This is a genomic window from Nioella sp., from assembly GCF_965215655.1.
Taxonomy (GTDB): domain Bacteria; phylum Pseudomonadota; class Alphaproteobacteria; order Rhodobacterales; family Rhodobacteraceae; genus Nioella.
In genome coordinates this window covers 3379942-3397391 of the sequence record NZ_OZ244111.1, presented here as the reverse complement: position 1 = coordinate 3397391, position 17450 = coordinate 3379942, and the positions used below count along the sequence as shown (strand labels likewise).

The window sequence follows — 17450 nt, the reverse complement described above, 5'->3', positions numbered from 1 at the left end:
CGTTGCGGCCATTCCGTCGCCCGTGCAAGGGGGTGGATGAACGGGAAGGGGCGTTTCCGCCCCGTATCCCCAAAAGGGCGATTTTCTGGCTTGACGCCATCCCGAGGCTGTCATACCTAGCCCCCCGTTCGGCGGTGTAGCTCAGTTGGTTAGAGCAGCGGAATCATAATCCGCGTGTCCGGGGTTCAAGTCCCTGCACCGCCACCATCTTCCCCGATATCCAGATCAGAACTTCAGGCGCGGATTATCTGCCTGTGTTGTGATGTCGTTCACGGTCCGGTGACGGTCGGGATGCGTGGATCGGCGTCATCCGTCTGCACCCGTGCCGCGACCGACAGCGCCAGGGCCTGCGCCAGGCACATGGGCGCGGCGAGCGAGCGGGAGAAGCTGTAGTCGTGTTCGGGCACCGGGAACAGGACGCTCGCGGATTTGGCCAGCGGGCTCAATGTGCTGTCCGAAACGGCGACAACCGGAATCCCGGTCTTGGCGGCCTCATCCACGATGCTCACCACCTCGTTGGCGTAGAACCGGAATGACACGGCCAGCAGAACGTCGCCTTGCCGCATGGTGCGCCCGACATGGGTGGCCAGGCCGCCGCCGCTGTCCAGCAGGATGCAGCGTTTGCCCAGCATGGTCAGGATATAGCGCAACAGCTCCACCACCGGGGCGGACCGTAGCTGCCCCACCAGGTAGATCACATCCGCCATGTGCAGCAACTCTGCCGCGCGGGCCAGGTCTGCGGGGTCGATGGCGGTCACCAAATCCTGAAGCGAGGCGATATCCCGCACCACCAGATCGCGCAGGAACGTGGCGTCGGACCCGTCCCCGGAGGCCAGCAGTTCCGCATCCAGCGCCTTGACCCGGGCTTCGAATCCCGGCGCTGCGGTGGACAGGCGTTTCTGGAACAACGCCTGCAATTCCTTGAAGCCGGAATAGCCGAGCGACTGCGCAAAGCGCACGAAGCTGGAGGCATGAATGCCGCAATGTTCCGCAATGGCGTTCACGGACAGTACCGCCACGTCATTGGGGTTCTGCGTCAGGTAGAGCGAGATCTTCTGATAGGTCTTGCTCATCTGCCCATGGCGGTCATGGATCAGCCGGATCAGGTCTTCGTAGTCTGCCGGTGCCCTATCCGATGTCATCCTGATCCTCCTGATCGTTTGGTTGCCGCAATGGTCCGGAACATCCTGCAATGTCCATTGCAGTGCACGCTCGATCAAGGGATTTCTCGCGTCCCTTCGGGAAAACGCCCGACATGGTCGCGGGTCAGGTTATCCTTACTCGCGCGACAGTTGTGCGATACCTATGTGTGTGTGACGCCGCAGCCCGAGGGCTGTGGACTGGCATCATAGGGAGGAGACCCATGGGTGCAATTTCACGGCGGGCCTTGCTGCTTGGCGCAGGTGGGGCCGCAGGATGGTATGGCGCACGCCGCTTCGGCAGTCATCTGCCAGTGCTGGATGGGGTCTGGCTGACCCACCCGACCCCGGGAGAGGGCGTGCTGAACGATGCAAGCGGCCTGTCAAGGACGCCGATTCACCGCCATATCACCCTGTCGCAAGACCCCGGCGAGGCGTTGATTGCCGCGATCCGGTCCGAGATCCGCGAGGCCGCCGCCGAGGGCCGCCCGGTCAATATCGGCGCCGCGCGCCATTCCATGGGCGGTCAGGCGATCCCGCGTGAGGGCCATGCCATCACCTTCGACAATGGAATGGTGGAGCCTGATACGGCCAACGGCACCTATCGCACCCATGCCGGTGCCCGCTGGTCGCAGATCATCGCGGCGCTCGACCCCATTGGCTTTTCCCCCAAGGTCATGCAGTCGAACCATGATTTCGGCATTGCCGCCACCTTCTGCGTCAACGCCCATGGCTGGCCGGTGCCCTGGGGCCCGATGGGATCGACCGTCCGCAGCTTCCGCATGGTGTTGCCCTCGGGCGATCTGGTGACCTGTTCACGGACCGAGAATGCCGACCTCTTCGGCATGACCATGGGCGGTTACGGCCTGACCGGGGCGATCATCGACATGGAGGTCGAGATGGTCCCGAACCAACGGCTGGTCCCCAGTTTCGAGACCATGCAAGCGGGCGATTTCCCCGCCGCCTTCGGTGGTGCAATCCGCTCGGGCGAGGTACCCATGGCCTATGGCCGCCTGAACGTGGATCGTGACCGGTTCTTCGAAGACGCGCTCTTGGTCAGCTACCGCCCCGATCCCGACCAGTCGGATCTGCCCGCCGCCGAAGGCTCCGGCATCATGTCCCATCTCGCCAGCTACATCTATCGCTGGCAGCTTGGGAACGAGCCAATGAAACGCCTGCGCTGGTGGACGGAAACCGTGGTTGGCCCCGCCCTTGGCGACGGGCCTGCGACGCGCAACAGCCTGATGAACGAGCCCGTTCAGACGCTCGACGACCGCAACCCGACGCGCACCGATATCCTGCACGAATATTTCGTTGCCCCCGACCGGTTCGACGATTTCCTGACCGCCTGTTGGGACGTGATCCCCGGCTCGTATCAGGAGTTTCTGAATGTCACCCTGCGCCATGTTTCGCGCGATGACGAAAGTTGGCTCTCCTATGCGCCGGTGGACAGGATCGCCGCGGTCATGAGCTTCAGCCAGGAAATGACGGAAAGGGCCGAGGCCGACATGGCCCGGATGACCCGTGATCTCATTGATCGGATGATCGAGTTCGGTGCGAGCTATTACCTACCTTACCGGCCCCATCCGACGGTGGATCAACTGGTGGCGACCTATCCGCGTGCGCCGGAATTCGCAGCCGCGAAACGGGAACTCGACCCGGGTCTCATCTTCCGCAACAATCTCTGGGACAGCTATCTGGGGGCGCTATGACCATCCTTCAAAAGATCTGTATCGGCTATTTCGTGGCGCTGATGATCGCGGCGTCGCTGAACTACATTCCCGGTCTCACTGATGAAAACGGGCTCGCCTTCGGGATCTTCGCGCTCGATATCTTTGACGATTCCCTGCATGTGGTTTCGGCCCTCTGGGCGCTGGCCTCTGCCTTCATCTCGTCCCGCGCGGCGCGGACCTTCCTGATCCTCTTCGGCGCGGCCTATCTGGGCGACGGGGTGTTCGGGTTCTTCACCGGCTGGGGCTATCTGGACCTCGGCATCTTTACCAATGAATCGCTGGGCATGGACTTCACCTTGCCCCGCGTCCTCGCCAACCTGCCCCATCTTGCCCTTGGCGGCTTCGCGCTCTGGTCGGGGTTGAGGCTGGGGAGCGGCTGATGCGGGTTTTGTGGCGCTGGCTGAAACGGGTGATCATCGCACTGGTCGTGGTGGTTCTGGGTCTGCTGTCGCCAGTCGCCTATGTCGAAACCATGTGCCGGGGGCAGGCTGTGGCCTCGGGCTACACGGCACTCCTGCCGCCTGAACATCACCGCACCGAATCCCGCACCCTGATGACCTACCCGGAATGGCATATCGTCCATGCTTATGACGATTACGCCGAGGTCATCCGCACGGGCGATCCGCATGATTTCAACTTCCTGAAGGCGATCACCGGCTACTGGTCGTCGCTGTGTGCCCTGACGGAAGCCTCCGCCGCCCATGGCGGGGTCGATGGCCCGACCCGGCAAATGGTGCATGTCATCGGTGTCAGCTTCACTGCCGAACTGCTGCTGAAAGCGGCCTATGAGGAATCCGTGGGGCGCGTTTTCACGTGGCTCCGTGGACCCGAGCGGGCACCTCTGGATGAGCTTTCCGCCGATCAGGCGGGCCGTTACGCCCGCTTCCTGCAACAGGTGCCGTGGTACCGGTGGGACTTCGCCGGTGACGCGCAGGCGCTGCGGGACAATGCGGGCGACAGCCTGCGCGACCGGGAACGCAGTTTCGCGCTTGGCCTCGAATTTCGCGCCAAGGCGGCCTATGCGAGGGTCATCGCGGCGGCTGTGGCCAGCACCGGGTTTGACGAATTGCGGCTCAGGATGATCGTCACCGACCTGCCCGAGCCCTTGCCGGAAGTGGACATCATCGCGGAACGCCCCGAGGGTCTGGAGCTGGAAACGCCCCGCTACCGGGAACTCACGCATCTGATGGCGCGGATGGCAGGGGCGGGCGCGGATTTCGTGGAGATCGCAGGCAATGACGACATCCTGCTGACCGTGACTACTGCCGAGGCGACCATGGCAGAGGCGCTGCACAGTTTCCCCCGGCAGGGCTATGGCGATTACCGGCACCTCTTGCTGATCCCCGTCACCGATCTGGCTGAGACCCTGCGCGGGCTGGAGGCGCGCGGTGTCACGCTGGAACATATCCATGACTATTAGGCGGCTCCTTCTGGTGCTGCCCCTGCTGGTCGCCAGCTGGCTTCTGGTCCTCACCCTCGTCATGCGCTTTTCCGATGCCGCGCCGGGGGCCGTGGTGCTGTTCCCGCCGGACGGATTCCTTTCCAGGCTCCCAACGGATGTGTCGGTCGTGGCCGCAAATGGCGTCTCCGTGACACTGGTCAGCGACAGTCCAGACATGGCCCGCCGCCTCTATGCCGCTGGCGCGCCCTGGGTGCTGCCTGCGGGCCTTCCCGGCTGCTTGCCTTTGCCCGATCCGCGTTGAAGGTATTTTGACATCCCGGCCCCATCGGCTAAGCCTGTCCACAGATGACGCCAGCCGGGGAGGGGCATGACCGTCACCCGCACCATTGTGTTCTCGCTGCTGTTCCTGGCCTTCGCGTCGGGGGCCTATGTGCTGTCATCGGGCTATTTCCGGTCCGAGGAGGTGACGCGCGCCGAGGGCCGCCTGTCGCTCTACCGCTCCACCGTGGTGGCGGAACTTGACCGGTTCTCGCACCTGACCTTTGTGCTCGCCCGCGATCCGTTCGTCATTGAAACCGCCAGCGGCGGGCCCACGGCCCCGCTTGACGGGCGACTGGCCAGTTTCGCCAGCCAGTCTGGCCTTGACGCCATCTACCTGATGGATTTCGAAGGGCTGACGATTTCGGCGTCAAACGCGGGCAGCGCCAGCAGCTTCGTCGGCCAGAACTATTCCTTCCGCCCCTATTTTCAGGAGGCGCTGGAAGGCGGGCAGGGCCGGTTCTACGGCATCGGCGCCACCACCGGGCTGCCGGGCTATTTCATTGCCGATTCCGTTGTGTCCGATCTGGGCGAGGCGCTGGGCGTCATCGCCATCAAGATCGACCTGACGCGGCTGGAAAACAGCTGGCGCGAGGGCGGGGAACAGGTGTTGCTGACCAATGCCGATGGGGTGGTGCTGCTCGCCTCCAACCCGGACTGGCGCTACCGCACGCTCACGCCGCTCGATGCCGATCAGCGCGCGGCCATTGCCGAAACCCGGCAATTCCCCGGCCAGCCGCTTGACCCTTTGGATTGGCGAGAAGGGCAGGGTGACAGCGCGGTGATCTCGGGGATGGAGGTGATCCACCTTGCCACTGACGATCTGCCCCATGGCTGGCAGCTACACTATTTCGCCAGCACTGACCCGGTGACGACCCGCAGCTGGCTGGCCACGGTTCTGGCCGTGGTTATCGCGGGCGGCATGGCGCTGGTCTTCCTGATGCGCCGCAACGCGCAGACCCAGGCGGCGCTGCGGGCGCTGGAGGCGGAAGAAGCCGAACTGCGCCGCGCCCATGATCTGCTGGCTGTCGAGATCGACGACCGCCGTGCCGCCGAACGCCGTCTGTCGCGCACCCGCGATGAACTGGCCCGCGCCAGCCGGCTGGCGGCGCTTGGGCAGCTCGCGGCTTCGGTCACCCACGAACTGGGCCAGCCCATCACCGCCATGCGCAACCATCTTGCGGCCGCGGAAATGGGCGGCGGTACGCGGGTGATCCCGCACCTGACAGGGCTGGTGGAGCGGATGGAAGGCATCACGCGGCAGCTCAAATTCTTTGCCAATCCCGGCGAGGATGCGCTGAAACCTGTCGATTTGGGCCACGCCATGCGCGAGGCGCTGAAACTGGTTGCCCCGAATATCGAGGCGTTGCAGATCAATCTTGTAGAAGATATCGCGCCCGCCCCTGTCACGGTTCAGGGCAACGCGCTGCGTATCGAACAGGTGATGGTCAACATCCTGCGCAATGCCATCGACGCGATGGAGGATGGCGCCCCCCGCGACCTGACCGTGCGGGTGGGGGCGGATGCAGGCACAGGCTGGTTCGAGGTTGCGGACCGGGGCCATGGCTTGGGACAGTCCAGCCTGCCAGAGCTTCAGGAACCCTTCGTCACCAGCCGCGAATCCGGGCAGGGCATGGGGCTTGGCCTCGCCATTTCAGCCGGGATCGTGAAGGAACATCACGGGGCCATGTCGGCCCGCAACCGCGATGGTGGCGGCGCACTGTTCCGCGTGGAGATCCCGCTGGCCGAACTCGCAGAGGAAGCCGCAGAATGACCCCTCATGACACCGCGCTTTCGGTTCTCATCGTGGACGATGACAAATCCATGCGCGCTTCTCTGGTCGATCTGCTGGAGGCCGCCGGCTGGCGCACCGAAGCGCTTTCCCGCGCCACGCAGGTGGCAGAGCTTCTGCCAAAGCTGATGCCGGACGTGATCCTGTCGGACGTGCGCATGCCGGGCATGTCCGGACTGGAATTGCTGAACAGTCTCGACCGTGCCACGACGCCGCCCATGGTGCTGATCTCGGCCCATGGCGATATTCCCATGGCGGTGCAGGCGATCCAGAACGGGGCCTACAGCTTCGTTGAAAAACCCTATGACCCACGCCGCTTGCTGTCGATCCTGCGTCACGCGGCGGACCAGCATCGCATGGCCAAGGGTACCGAACGGCTGAAACAAAGGCTGGCGCGGCTCTCGGGCCTCGACAGGGTGCTGCTTGGCGGCACCGGCGATATCACCCGCGTCCGGCAGGATGTTCTGGACCTTGCCGACACGGCCGTTCCGGTGCTGCTGCAGGGCGAGACCGGAACCGGAAAAGAGGTCGTCGCCCGCGCCCTGCACGACCTTGGCCCGCGCGCCGACGCCCCCTTCCTGGCGCTCAACTGCGCCGCCATCGCCGAGGCTACGTTCGAGGCCGAGATGTTCGGTGTGAAGGGCGAGGCCACGGGCCGTCTGGTGGCAGCGAATGGCGGCACGCTGTTCCTCGATGAAATCGCCGCCTGTCCCTTGCCCGTGCAGGCCAAGCTGCTGCGGGTGATCGAGGAAAAGGAACTGACTCCCATTGGTGCGACAACGCCCGTCAAACTCGACCTGCGGGTGATCTCTGCCACCAATGTAGACGCCGATCAGGCGGTGACGGAAGGCCGCCTCCGTCAGGACCTGCTCTTTCGCCTCAACACCATGGTACTGACCCTGCCACCGCTCCGCGCGCGCCGTGACGATATCAGCCTGCTCTTCACCCATTTCCTGACCCAATATGCCCGCGTCTACGAGGTTGCCCAACCCGACCTGACCCATGACGACATGGCCGCGCTGCTGGCCCATGACTGGCCGGGCAATGTCCGTGAACTCAGGAACGCCGCCGAACGCCGTATTCTGGCCGCCCGTCGCGGGCGCGGATCGGTGGCCGAGGCGATCCGGTCCGATCAGGCGATGGAGGACGTGCCCGACACCCTGCGAGAGGCCGTCGCCGTCTTTGAACGCGAGCTGATCGGCAAGGCCATCAAGGCGCATGAGGGCCGTATGGACGCGGTCGCCGAGGCGCTCGGCATCGGGCGGCGCACGCTGAATGAAAAGATCGTCAAGCTCGGTCTGGACAAGGGCGCGTTGCTTTAGTCTGGTCGCTTGTGAAAGGGAGCGCCCATGAAAGACCTCGAACGACAAATGACCCAGTGGCGGCACGATCTGCACCGCCATCCTGAATTCGGGTTCGAAGAAACCCGCACGGCGGCCTTCGTGGCCGAAACGCTTCGTGGTTTCGGGCTGGAGGTTGCGGAATGCATCGGCGGTACAGGCGTCGTCGGCACCCTGAAGCGCGGCACGTCAAACCGGGCCATTGCGCTCCGCGCCGACATGGACGCGCTCAGGATCACCGAAACCACCGGCGCGGACTATGCCTCGGAAACCCCCGGCACGATGCATGCCTGCGGCCATGACGGGCACACGTCCATGCTGCTTGGCGCGGCGAAACTGCTGGCTGAAGAGGGCGGCTTCGACGGCACCATCCGCTTCCTCTTCCAGCCGGCAGAGGAATGGGGGCAGGGGGCGCTTTCCATGCTGAACGATGGCCTGATGGAGCGCTTTCCCTTCGATGAAGTCTATGGTCTCCACAACATGCCCGGCCTGCCCGTGGGACATTTCGAAACCCGCCCCGGTCCGATCATGTCCGCCGAGGACATCTTCGAGATCACGCTGACCGGGCAGGGCGGCCACGCCTCATCCCCCCATTGGGGGCGAGAGGTCATGGTGCCCGCCTGCGCGCTGGTTATGGACCTGCAAACCATCGTTTCGCGCCGCATCGCGCCGACGCAGACCGCCGTCGTCTCGGTCACTGAACTCATCACCGACGGCACCCGAAACGCGCTGCCTGGTCACGCCTGCATCCTTGGCGATGCGCGCAGTTTCAGCCCGGATGTCTCAGCCAAGATTGAAGAAGAAATGCGCCGGATCGCAGCAGGCATCGCCACCCAATACGGCATCGAGGTGCAGGTCAGATACAACCGCGAATTCGTGCCCACGATCAATGACCCGGAGCTGGCAGAGGCGATGATGCAGGGCGCCGCGCCGGTTTCGGAAGCCACCCAGACCCGCCCAGAACCCATGACGGGATCGGAGGATTTCGCCCGCTTCCTGACCCATGTCCCCGGCTGCTTCGCCTTCATCGGCAATGGCGAAAGCAGCGCCCCCCTGCACGCCCCGGATTACGATTTCAACGACGCCGCCCTGATCCACGGGGCGCAGGTCCATGCCGCCATCGCCCGCGCCCGACTGCCCGAAGCCTGACCCTGCGGAATTCCGCAGGCCGGGGTCGCCCATGCGCGCAATTTCCTTCATAGGCAGGCGCGCGGGCGATCCCCCATACTTCTCCCATCCACGAAACGTGTGATCAATTGGGAGGACATCATGAAAAAGACACTCACGGCCACCGCAGTGGCCGCCGTGACCGTTGGCTTCGCAGCCGAGGCACTTGCCACCGAATGGAACGTCTCTGTCTGGGGCGCGCGCCGCGCGTTTACTGAACATGTGGAACGGCTGGCGGAACTGGTCGCTGAACGCTCGGGCGGCGACTTCACCATGAACATTTCCTATGGCGGCCTGTCGGGCAACCGCGAGAACCTCGATGGTATTTCCATCGGTGCCTTCGAAATGGCCCAGTTCTGCGCCGGCTACCACGCCGACAAGAACCCCTCGATCACGGTGCTGGAACTGCCCTTCCTTGGCATGAGCTCGCTGGAGCAGGAGGCCGAGGTGTCCATGGCGCTCTATCAGCATCCTGCTGTCGTGGCTGACCTCGCCCGCTGGAACGCGACGCTGCTGATGCCCTCGCCGCTGCCGCAGTACAATTTCGTCGGTCGGGGCGATGCGCCGTCGTCGGTCGAAGACTTCGCCGGTATGGCCGTTCGGGCAACCGGCGGGATAGGGGCCGCAATGTCCGCGATTGGCGCTGTCCCCACCTCGATGACCGCGACCGAAGTGCGCCAGGCGCTCGATAGCGGCGTCGTGCAGGCCGTCAGCTTCGCCCCCCACGCGCACATGTCGTTCGGCACCATCGAATCCGGCGAGTGGTGGACCACCAACCTCAACCCCGGCACCGTGAACTGCCCGGTCGTGGTGAATACCGACGCGCTCGACGCCCTGTCGGATGCTGAACGCGAGATCCTGATGGGTGCCGTGGACGAGGCTATGCAGCACTATCTCGACTACTACAACGATCAAACCATGGCCGCATGGGGCCCGGCGCTGGACGAACGCGGGATCGAGCGGATCACCTTCGGCGACGCTGAGCTTGCAGCCTTCCGTGAAGCCGCTGCCGCCCCCGCTGCTGCCGCCTGGATCGAGGAGAATACCGCCCGCGGTCTGCCCGCGCAGGAGCTCTACGATTTCGTCACCGGCCTGATCGCCGAGGGCAACTGAGTCTGGCTGCCTGACAACCCCGCCCGGACAGGCTTCGGGCGGGGTTTTTCTTTCGGGAACATCCATTCAAGGAGAGCCATAAATGGCCGGAGCTTCCCTCGTGCTGTCCGATGACAGCTTCGTCAGCCGTCTCGACCAATCCCTGCTGTGGCTGGAGCGCAAGATGGCGTTGGTCAGTGGCCTCGCGGTCTTTTCGCTGATGATCCTCGCCGTGATCTCGGTCGGCGGGCGCAACTTCTTTTCTCAGCCGATCCCCGGTTACGTGGACTGGATCGAACAGGCCATGCCGCTGATTGCGATCATGGGCATCGCCTATACGCAGCGCGAAGGCGGCCATATCCGCATGGACCTGCTGGTCGGCAATCTGCGCGGGCGGCCCATGTGGGCGGCGGAGTTCGTCACCACGCTGGCAATCCTGATCCTGATGGTGCTGCTTGTCTGGGGGTCCTGGGCGCATTTCCAGCGCAGTTTCGACTTCAACGAACCTTGGTGGAGCCGCGACAGTTCCATGGATATCCGCCTGCCGCTCTGGCCCGCGAAGCTGGTGGTGCCGGTGGCCTTCTTCGTCATCTGCCTGCGTCTTGCGTTGCAGGTGTTCGTCTATGGTCGGGCGCTGATCCGGGGCGAAGAGCAGCCCGTGGGGGTTCCTTTGCACGCCGATGCCGCCACCCAAGCCGCGATGGAAGCCGCCCAGGTTTCCGGCCGCGACGACTGAGGGGGACAGGATCATGGAACCCATTCAAATCGGCCTCATCGTCTCGGGCGGCATGCTGGTGCTTGTCATCCTCGGCATGCGCGTGGCCTTCGCCGCTGGTCTCTCGGGTCTCGTCGGCCTGATCTGGATCTTCTGGAGCCGCCGGGGCTACGACCCCGAGGATTTCCTATGGGCGCTGACCGTCGCGGTAAAAACCGCGGGCCAGGTGCCCCATTCGAAAATCTCCAGCCAGGCGCTCAGCCTCATCCCCACTTTCATCCTGATCGGCTATCTCGCCTATCACGCAGGGCTGACCAAGGCGCTGTTCGAGGCCGCCAAGCGCTGGTTCGCCTGGGTTCCGGGGGGCTTGGCTGTCTCGACTGTCTTCGCCACCGCAGGCTTTGCCGCCGTGTCGGGGGCCTCGGTCGCCACATCTGCCGTCTTCGCCCGTATCGCGATCCCGGAAATGCTGGCCGTGGGCTATGACAAGCGCTTCGCGGCGGGCGTCGTGGCAGCGGCCGGTACACTCGCTTCGCTGATCCCGCCCTCCGCCATTCTCGTGATCTACGCGATCATCGTGGAACAGGATGTGGGCCGCTTGCTGTTGGCGGGCTTCATACCCGGTGTGTTTTCTGCGGTGGTCTATACGCTCCTGATCGTCGGCATGGCCATGACGCTGAAGAACTTCGGCCCGCCCGTGACCGGCTTCACCTGGAAGGAACGCTTCACCTCCTTGCCGCCTGCGCTGCCGATTGTGGCGGTCGTCGTGATTATCATTTTCTTCGTCTACAACCCCTTCGGCGGCGATGCCTGGGGCACCCCGACGGAAGGCGGCGCGATCGGTGCGTTCATCGTCTTCCTTATGGCGCTCTATCGCGGCATGCGCTGGCCGCAGCTGAAAGAGGCGCTGCTGGAAACCGCCAAGCTTTCGGTGATGATCTTCACGATCATCTGGGGCGTGCTGATCTACGTCCGCTTCCTGGGTTTCGCTGACCTGCCGGGGGCCTTCGCAGACTGGCTGACGACACTGGAGATGTCACCAATGCTGATTCTGATCTGCATTCTGCTGGCCTATGCGGTGCTCGGCATGTTCATGGACGCAATCGGAATGCTGCTGCTGACGCTGCCCGTGGTGTTCCCGGCGGTCATGGCGCTCAATGGCGGCATGAACGTGACGGCAGAGGCCAGCACCTTCGGCATGTCCGGCACCATGTGCGCGGTCTGGTTCGGCATCCTCGTGGTGAAGATGGCAGAGTTCTGCCTGATCACGCCGCCCATTGGCCTCAACTGCTTCGTGGTGGCCGGCGTGCGCGATGACCTCAGCGTGCAGGACGTGTTCAAGGGGGTGACGCCCTTCTTCATCGCCGACGCGATCACCATCGCTCTGTTGGTGGCGTTCCCCTGGATCGTGCTGTGGCTGCCAAGCCAGATGTGATTTAATCTTGTAAAAGAATGGAAGCGGCGGCCCGGAATATCCCAGGTCGCCGTTTTCGCGTTTGGTATGCACGAGGGGTGTACGGGGGGTGTACAGGGGGTGTACGCATGGCACCCCCCCTGTTTTTGGTGCCGGGGAGAGATGCGGGGACTTGACTCACGCCGCGCTCCGTGAAATTAATTTACCAATCAAAATAAATATGGCGACCGGGGAGGACGCCATGGGAGGACCCATGTATCTCGGATTGGATCTGGGCACGTCCGGCCTGCGGGCAGTGCTGGTCGATGCCGATGGCACGCTTGTCGCCGCGGCAGAACAGGCAGCCCCTGTCAGCCACCCCGCGCCCGGCCACAGCGAACAGGATCCGGCCCATTGGGTCGACGCATGTCGCGCGGCAGTGGCCAAGCTGAAGACGGATGCGCCAGATGCCCTGTCCGCCGTTCGCGGCATCGGTTTGTCAGGTCAGATGCATGGCGCGACGTTGTTGGATGCAGCGGACAATGTGCTTCGGCCCTGCATCCTGTGGAACGATACAAGGTCCCATGCAGAGGCGGCGGCGCTGGATGCAACCCCCGGCGTGCGCGATCTGTCGGGCAATATCGTCTTTCCCGGCTTTACTGCACCCAAGCTGCTGTGGGTCGAGAAACATGAGCCCGAGATCTTCGCTCAGGTCACCAAAGTGCTGCTTCCAAAGGATTATCTGCGCCTCTGGCTGACGGGAGAGCATGTGTCTGATATGTCCGACGCGGCCGGAACCAGTTGGCTCGACGTTGGCATGCGTGACTGGTCGCCCGCGTTGCTGGAGGCCGGTCACATGCGCCCCGACCAGATGCCGCGACTGGTAGAAGGCAGCGAAGGTTCGGGCCAATTGCGCGCCGAGCTGGCCGCCGAATGGGGCATTTCCGGCCCCGTCGTCGTGGCCGGTGGCGGCGGCGACAATGCCGTTGCGGCCTGCGGTGTGGGCTGCTTCCGCGAGGGCGACGGCTTCGTCTCGCTCGGCACCTCGGGCGTGTTGCTGGCCGCGAAGGACAGCTTCGCGCCTGCCCCCGAAACCGCCGTTCACAGCTTCTGCCACGCGGTGCCGGACACCTGGTATCAGATGGGCGTGATCCTGGCCGCGACCGACTGCCTGAACTGGCTGGCCAAGACCCTGAACGACAGCCCCGCCACGCTGGCTGGCCGCTTGCCTGACACGATCTCTGGCCCATCGGGCACGCTCTTCCTGCCTTACTTGTCAGGCGAACGGACGCCCCATAATGACGCCGATATCCGCGGTGCCTTCGTCGGTCTCGACATCGGATCCAACCAACAAAACTTGACCCAATCCGTCATGGAAGGCGTCAGTTTCGCGCTCCGGGATTCGCTGGAGGCGCTGAAATCCACGGGCACAAGGCTCGACTCGGTCCTTGCCATCGGCGGCGGCACGCAGTCGCGGTTCTGGCTGGAAAGCCTTGCCACGATTTTGGGCCTTCCCCTGCGCCTGCCCGCCAAGGGTGAATTCGGCGCGGCGCTTGGCGCGGCGCGGCTTGGCATGGCTGCCGACGGGGCCGATATCCACGACACAATGACCCCTCCGCAAGTGGCGGAAACCATCGATCCCCGCGCGGATTTGCAGGGGGCTTACGACGAAAGCTACGCCCGCTACCGCGCCCTTTACCCCTCTATCAAGGCTGCAATGACATGAGCACCGGCTTTTTCAAAGATATCACCGAGATCCCGTTCGAAGGCGCCGACAGCGCCAACCCGCTGGCCTTCCGCCACTATGACCCCGATGAGGTCGTCTTGGGCAAGCGCATGGAAGATCACCTGCGCTTCGCCGCCTGCTACTGGCACAATTTCGTCTGGCCGGGGAATGACCCGTTCGGCGGGCAAACCTTTGAACGGCCATGGTTTCCCGGTGACACCATGGCGCAATCGAAGCTCAAGGCCGACGTGGCCTTCGAGATGTTCAGCCTGTTGAAAGTGCCCTATTTCTGCTTCCACGACTTCGACATCCGCCCCGATGGGGCAAGCTTTGCCGAGAACCGCGATACGCTGAACCAGATCGCGGATTACTTCGCCGAGAAGATGGAGCAGACCGGGGTGAAGCTGCTGTGGGGCACGGCCAACATGTTCTCCAACCGCCGCTTCATGGCGGGGGCCGCGACGAACCCGGACCCGGATGTCTTCGCCTTCGCCGCCGCGACGGTGAAATCCTGCATGGACGCGACGCACCGGTTGGGGGGCGAAAACTACGTGCTGTGGGGTGGGCGCGAAGGCTATGAGACGCTGCTCAACACCAACCTCGCGCAAGAAGACGCGCAGTTCGGGCGGTTCCTGAACATGGTGGTGGACTACAAGCACAAGATCGGTTTCGACGGCGCGATCCTGATCGAACCCAAGCCGCAGGAACCCACCAAGCACCAGTATGATTACGATGTCGCCACGGTCTACGGCTTCCTCAAGCGCCACGGGCTGGAGGGCGAGGTGAAGGTGAATATCGAGCAGGGCCACGCCATTCTGGCGGGCCACAGTTTTGAGCACGAGATTGCGCTCGCCTCGGCGCTTGGCATCCTTGGTTCGATCGACATGAACCGGAACGACTATCAGTCCGGCTGGGACACCGACCAGTTCCCCAACAATGTGCCTGAGGTCGCGCTGGCCTATTACCACATCCTGCAGGATGGCGGGTTCACCACAGGCGGCACCAATTTCGACGCAAAGCTGCGCCGCCAGTCGCTGGACCCGGAGGACCTGCTGATCGCCCATATCGGCGGCATGGATATCTGCGCACGCGGTCTTAAAGCTGCCGCCGCGATGATCGAGGACGGAACCCTGCCGGGCTTCGTCGAGGATCGCTATGCCGGGTGGGCCGCGCCCGAGGCGCAGGCGATGCTGAACGGCGACCGCTCGCTGGAGGATATCGCCGCGCGGGTCGAGGCCGAGGGGATCAACCCCGCGCCCGTATCCGGCAAGCAGGAGTACCTTGAAAACGTTGTGAACCGCTTCGTCTGAGGGGACCTTGCCAAGCGCCAGAGAGATACGTGAATTTCGCTTAGAGGACGGGGAGGTTACGCTCTCACTCCTCAATCTGGGCTGCATCACGCGGGGCTGGTGGGTGCCTTTAGGCGGAGCTTCCGTGCCGGTGGTTCTGGGCTTCGACAACCCGGCGGACTACCTGTCGAACCCCACCTATATGGGCGTGATCGCGGGGCGCGTGGCCAACCGCATCGCGGGCGCGCGGTTTTTGCTTGAGGGTCGGGAGCATCACCTGACCGCCAATGAAGGCCCACACCAGTTGCATGGCGGCGCGGGCGGGCTGCATTCCCGCATCTGGCAGGCTGAGACGAATGGCGCGCGGGCCGTGCGCTTTACCTATGTCTCGCCCGACGGCGAGGAAGGCTTTCCGGGGCGGGCCAGTTTCGAAGTGACCGTATCGCTCGATGGCGCGCGCGTGACCTATGACATGGTGGCCACGGTGGACCGGCCCACGCCGATCAACCTGGCGCAGCACAGCTATTACAGCCTCGGGGTGCCTCGGACGGCCCGCGATGCGCGCTTTACCTGCCCGGCGGACCGGGTGACGCCCGTGGACAGCGGCCTTATCCCGACCGGGGACATCGCCCCGGTCATGGACACCCGACACGATTTCCACGCTGGCGCCGTGCTGTCCGAGGCTGACCCGGAGGGGATCGGGACCGATCTGAACCTGGTGATGCCCGAGGACCTCGGCCCGGCAAGGCCGGTGGCGGAGCTTCTGGCCCCGAACGGGTTGCGCCTGCGGATGTGGTCGGACCAGCCGGGCTTGCAGGTCTATACCGGGCACGGCCTTCCCGATCTGGGTGGTGCCCATCCGGGCCAGCGCATCGCCCCCTGGGCCGGGATCGCATTGGAGCCGCAGGGCTTTCCCAATGCCGTCAACTGCCCCACATTCCCGTCGATCATCGTGACGCCGGAGCAGCCCTATCATCAGCGGCTGACGGTCGAGATCATGGAGGATCCTGAATGAAACGGTTGCCCCTGGCCCTGATCCCGGCGCTCATTGCGTTGCCCGTGCTGTCACAACCTGCGTTCCCGCCCGCAGAGTTTGCCCCGACCGATCCGGCGCGCGTCGAGCTGGGGCAGCTTCTGTTCTACGATCCCATTCTGTCGGGCAACCAGCAGGTGTCTTGCGCCACCTGCCACCACCCGCGCTTCGGCACCTCTGATGGGGTGTCGCTGTCGCTTGGCGACGGGGCGCATGGGCTGGGGCCGGACAGGTTGGCGGACCCTGAAAACCTGCCCGAACAGCGTATTCCCCGTAACGCACCGGGGTTGTTCAACCTTGGAGCCTCCGAGTTCACCCACATGTTCCATGATGGCCGGCTGGAGGCAGACCCGACCCGCCCCAATGGCATTCGCACGCCCTTGGGCGACGCGATGAGCGCAGGGTTCGACTCCGTCCTCTCGGCACAGGCGATGTTCCCGGTCCTGTCCCCCGACGAGATGGCCGGGCACTATTCGGAAAACCCGATCAGCCAGGCCGTGCGCATGGGGCATCTGTCTCTGGCGGGCGGGGCATGGGACCAGATCGCAGCCCGCGTTGCCGCCATCCCCGAATACCGGGTCCGGTTTGACGCGATCTTGGGCACGGGCGCTCCGATCCACTTCACCGACATTTCCAACGTCGTCGCCGATTTCATCCGCTTCGAATGGCGGGCGGATCGCAGCCCGTTTGACCTCTATCTTGCCGGTGAGGCAGAGTTGCCCGAGGCGGCGGCACAGGGAATGGCGCTGTTCTACGGCGAAGCGGGCTGTGCGGACTGCCACGCAGGCCGGTTCCAGACCGATCACGATTTTCACGCCATCGCCATGGTGCAACTCGGGCCGGGCAAGGCCGCGCGGTTCGAGACCCATGCCCGCGACGAGGGGCGGATGCGAGTCACTGGCGAACCGGAGGATGCCTATGCCTTCCGCACGCCGTCCTTGCGCAATGTGACCCTGACTGCGCCGTATGGGCATGCGGGCGCCTATGCGACGCTGGAGGGGGTGATCCGGCATCATCTGGACCCGGTGGGGTCGCTTTATGCCTATGATCGGAGCCAGGCGGTTTTGCCCGCCCTGCCGGGGGCAGAGGACTGGCGCATTCTGGATGACCCCGACGAGGTGGCCGCGATTGCGGCGGCGAATGCGCTGGAGCCGGTGCAGTTGAGCGACGATGAGGTTGCCGCCCTGGTAGCGTTCTTGGAGGCGTTGACCGATACGGCAGGCGCGGAGGGGCGTTTGGGGGTGCCGGAAAGCGTGCCAAGCGGATTGCCGGTTGATCGGTAGCGGGGAAGGGTCTTGCAAGACCCTTGGA

15 protein-coding genes and 1 tRNA gene are annotated in these 17450 nt (G+C 64.3%); 15 read left to right on the top strand and 1 reads right to left on the bottom strand.

From position 1 onward, the window contains the following. Nucleotides 1-130: 130 nt before the first annotated feature. Nucleotides 131-207, top strand: a tRNA-Met gene (locus ACOOEX_RS16880). Between the two features lie 62 nt (nucleotides 208-269). Here the strand turns inward: ACOOEX_RS16880 and ACOOEX_RS16875 are convergent. Next, the gene (locus tag ACOOEX_RS16875; protein WP_420395920.1) at nucleotides 270-1142 is read right to left on the bottom strand and encodes a MurR/RpiR family transcriptional regulator; all 873 of its coding nucleotides are present in this window, start codon (nucleotides 1140-1142) and stop codon (nucleotides 270-272) included. A 221-nt stretch (nucleotides 1143-1363) separates the two neighbouring features. Between ACOOEX_RS16875 and ACOOEX_RS16870 the strand changes: the two genes are divergently transcribed. The 14 genes from ACOOEX_RS16870 to ACOOEX_RS16805 all read left to right on the top strand — a co-directional run bounded on the left by ACOOEX_RS16870 (nucleotide 1364) and on the right by ACOOEX_RS16805 (nucleotide 17422). After that, nucleotides 1364-2851: an FAD-binding oxidoreductase gene (locus ACOOEX_RS16870; RefSeq protein ID WP_420395919.1), complete on the top strand. Its 1488-nt coding sequence runs from the start codon at nucleotides 1364-1366 to the stop codon at nucleotides 2849-2851. Then, nucleotides 2848-3252 (top strand): DUF4383 domain-containing protein, encoded by a 405-nt coding sequence (locus ACOOEX_RS16865; RefSeq protein WP_420395918.1) that lies wholly within the window; start codon nucleotides 2848-2850, stop codon nucleotides 3250-3252. The genes ACOOEX_RS16870 and ACOOEX_RS16865 overlap by 4 nt, the downstream gene beginning before the upstream one ends. Then, nucleotides 3252-4292 (top strand): hypothetical protein, encoded by a 1041-nt coding sequence (locus tag ACOOEX_RS16860; RefSeq protein WP_420395917.1) that lies wholly within the window; start codon nucleotides 3252-3254, stop codon nucleotides 4290-4292. The genes ACOOEX_RS16865 and ACOOEX_RS16860 overlap by 1 nt, the downstream gene beginning before the upstream one ends. Then, nucleotides 4282-4575, top strand: a complete 294-nt coding sequence (locus tag ACOOEX_RS16855; protein ID WP_420395916.1) for a hypothetical protein — start codon at nucleotides 4282-4284, stop codon at nucleotides 4573-4575. The genes ACOOEX_RS16860 and ACOOEX_RS16855 overlap by 11 nt, the downstream gene beginning before the upstream one ends. Nucleotides 4576-4641: 66 nt before the next feature. Beyond that, complete coding sequence (locus ACOOEX_RS16850) at nucleotides 4642-6366, top strand: sensor histidine kinase (RefSeq protein ID WP_420395915.1); 1725 nt, start codon at nucleotides 4642-4644, stop codon at nucleotides 6364-6366. Then, a complete protein-coding gene (locus ACOOEX_RS16845) occupies nucleotides 6363-7706 on the top strand; it encodes a sigma-54-dependent transcriptional regulator (RefSeq protein ID WP_420395914.1) in 1344 nt (447 codons plus the stop codon). The genes ACOOEX_RS16850 and ACOOEX_RS16845 overlap by 4 nt, the downstream gene beginning before the upstream one ends. 27 nt (nucleotides 7707-7733) lie before the next feature. Beyond that, nucleotides 7734-8873, top strand: a complete 1140-nt coding sequence (locus ACOOEX_RS16840) for a M20 aminoacylase family protein (protein WP_420395913.1) — start codon at nucleotides 7734-7736, stop codon at nucleotides 8871-8873. 120 nt (nucleotides 8874-8993) lie between these two features. Continuing rightward, a complete protein-coding gene (gene dctP / locus ACOOEX_RS16835; RefSeq protein WP_420395912.1) occupies nucleotides 8994-10004 on the top strand; it encodes a TRAP transporter substrate-binding protein DctP in 1011 nt (336 codons plus the stop codon). A gap of 82 nt (nucleotides 10005-10086) precedes the next feature. Then, a complete protein-coding gene (locus tag ACOOEX_RS16830; protein ID WP_071689223.1) occupies nucleotides 10087-10719 on the top strand; it encodes a TRAP transporter small permease subunit in 633 nt (210 codons plus the stop codon). A gap of 13 nt (nucleotides 10720-10732) precedes the next feature. Beyond that, a complete protein-coding gene (locus tag ACOOEX_RS16825; protein ID WP_071689222.1) occupies nucleotides 10733-12133 on the top strand; it encodes a TRAP transporter large permease in 1401 nt (466 codons plus the stop codon). Between the two features lie 232 nt (nucleotides 12134-12365). Then, a complete protein-coding gene (gene xylB, locus ACOOEX_RS16820) occupies nucleotides 12366-13817 on the top strand; it encodes a xylulokinase (RefSeq protein WP_420395911.1) in 1452 nt (483 codons plus the stop codon). Next, nucleotides 13814-15127 (top strand): xylose isomerase, encoded by a 1314-nt coding sequence (gene xylA, locus ACOOEX_RS16815; protein ID WP_420395910.1) that lies wholly within the window; start codon nucleotides 13814-13816, stop codon nucleotides 15125-15127. Before xylB ends, xylA begins: the two co-directional genes overlap by 4 nt. Before the next feature lie 7 nt (nucleotides 15128-15134). Further along, a complete protein-coding gene (locus ACOOEX_RS16810; RefSeq protein ID WP_420395909.1) occupies nucleotides 15135-16121 on the top strand; it encodes an aldose epimerase family protein in 987 nt (328 codons plus the stop codon). Then, nucleotides 16118-17422: a cytochrome-c peroxidase gene (locus ACOOEX_RS16805; protein WP_420395908.1), complete on the top strand. Its 1305-nt coding sequence runs from the start codon at nucleotides 16118-16120 to the stop codon at nucleotides 17420-17422. Before ACOOEX_RS16810 ends, ACOOEX_RS16805 begins: the two co-directional genes overlap by 4 nt. Nucleotides 17423-17450 lie beyond the last annotated feature (28 nt).